Source organism: Microbacterium sp. Kw_RZR3 (genome assembly GCF_029222405.1).
GTDB lineage: Bacteria > Actinomycetota > Actinomycetes > Actinomycetales > Microbacteriaceae > Microbacterium.
Map to the genome: position 1 here is coordinate 1 of NZ_JARHXC010000232.1, position 1,730 is coordinate 1,730.

Genomic DNA, 1,730 nt, shown 5'->3' on the forward strand with positions numbered 1-1,730 from the left:
GCGTGCGGGCTCGAGGGCCTCGCGCGCGGGCTCGAGGGCCTCGCGCGCGGGCTCGGGGTAAGTCGGGTGGAGCCCGACCTCGCGTGCGGGCTCGGGGGCAGCGGGACGCAGCTCGACCACGCGATCCGCGATCCACCGCGCGGACGGGCGGTGCGACACGAGCAGCACCCCGCGACCGGCGTCGGCCTCACGGCGCAGGGTCGTCCACAGGTGCGCTTCGGTCGTGGCATCCAGGGCGCTCGAGGGCTCGTCGAGCACGAGCACCGGCGCACCGGCGATGCGTGAGCGATACAGCGCTCGGGCCACGGCGACCCGCTGCGCCTGCCCACCGGAGAGGCCCGATCCGCCCGCGCCGAGCGGCGTCGCCGGATCGATGTCGGCGGCCGCGTCGGCCAGCGCTCGCGCTACGGCGACGGCATCGAGGGTCGACCCGAGCGCGACGTTCTCGCCGACCGTGCCCGACACGAGTCCGGGCCGCTGTCCCGCCCACGCGACCACGGCGCGCGCGTGGGAGACGGCCTCGCCACCCACGCGCACCTCGCCGTCATGCTCGGCGTACCCGAGCAGCGCGGCGATCAGCGACGACTTCCCGACTCCGCTCGGGCCGGTCACGAGCACGATCTCGCCCGGTCCCACCGACAGCGACACCGTCGGCATCCGGTGCACTCCGCGGTGCACACGCACCTCGCGCAGCGCCACCGTCGACCCGGTCGCCGAGGTCTCGGCATCCGGGGCGGGGGTCTTCCGGGCGGCATCGAGGGCGTCGAAGATCTCGCCCGTGGCCGCGACCCCCTCCGACGCCGCGTGGAACTGCACGCCGACCTGGCGCAGCGGAAGGTAGGCCTCGGGCGCGAGCAGCAGCACGAACAGGCCGACGAGCAGCGAGAGGTCGCCCGCGAGGAGCCGGAAGCCGATCGTCACGGCGATGATCGCGACGGAGATGGATGCCAAGAACTCGAGGGCGAAGCCCGAGAGGAACGACACGCGCAGCACCGTCATCGTCTCGCGCTTGTAGTCGCGCGTGACGGTCTCGATCGTGTCGGCGGCACGGTGCTGACGCCCGAACGCCTTGAGCGTACCCAGACCCTCGACCGTGTCGGCGAAGCGGGCGGCGAGCCTCCCGAGCGTGCGGTACTGCTTCTGCTGCACGGCACGGGTCGCCAGTCCGATCAGCACCATGAAGATCGGGATGAGCGGGATCGTGAGGACCACGATGAGGCCCGAGAGCGGATCGGCGAGGGTGATCGCCCCGATGAGGATCGGCATCGTGATCGCGGTCGCGACGAGCTGCGGAAGATAATGTCCGAAGTAGGCGTCGAGCGCCTCGAGTCCGTGCCCCGCGGTGGTCGCGAGCGACGCGGTGTTGCGCCCGGCCAGCCACCGGGGGCCGAGCCGGGCGACCGCGGCGACGAGCTTCTCACGCAGCTGCAGCGAGGCGACCGCCGCTCCGCGCGCCGACACGCGCTCCGACGCGACGATCAGCAGCCCGCGCAGGAGGACCAGGGATGCCGCCACCCCCACGTATCCCCACAGGTCCGCCGGTGGTCGCCCGCCGATCGCGCCGACGAGCGCCGAGGTCAACGCCCACGCGAAACCGACGATCACGCCGGTCTGCGCCAGCACGATCGCGGCGGTGATGACGAGGAACCCGCGGGCGGCCGTGGCGTAGCGCACGAGCCGCGGGTCCACGGGACGCATCTTCTCTGCTCCCACGTCACTCACGACAACGA

1 protein-coding gene is annotated in these 1,730 nt (G+C 73.1%); it reads right to left on the reverse strand.

Features of this window, described 5'->3' with window-relative positions; genetic code table 11:
• The coding region (cydD, locus tag P2P98_RS13190) for a thiol reductant ABC exporter subunit CydD (protein WP_345799722.1) at positions 1-1,698 on the reverse strand (1,698 nt) is incomplete at its 3' end.
• Positions 1,699-1,730 lie beyond the last annotated feature (32 nt).